Raw genomic sequence first — 220 nt, forward strand, 5'->3', positions numbered from 1 at the left:
CGTTAGACCTGTTGGACCCGTTAGACCTGTTGGACCTGTTGGACCTGTTGGACCTGTTGGACCTGTTGGACCTGTTGGACCTGTTGGACCTGTTGGTAAAGTAAATGGTGGAACCGGGGGAAGTGTAGGGCCAATTATATTTGGATCTAATGCATTAGCTTGAAGTGCCTCATTTATTTTTTTTATTTCATTTTTATCAAACACATATCTACCTCCTATG

At 43.2% G+C, this 220-nt stretch carries 1 protein-coding gene; it reads right to left on the reverse strand.

The genetic code is table 11. The features are described 5' to 3' along the window. Positions 1-204: exosporium leader peptide-containing protein (locus MR170_RS31950; RefSeq protein ID WP_242310797.1), on the reverse strand; the 204-nt coding region annotated here is incomplete at its 3' end. Positions 205-220 lie beyond the last annotated feature (16 nt).

This window comes from Bacillus cereus group sp. BfR-BA-01524 (assembly GCF_022662595.1).
Lineage (GTDB): Bacteria > Bacillota > Bacilli > Bacillales > Bacillaceae_G > Bacillus_A > Bacillus_A thuringiensis_S.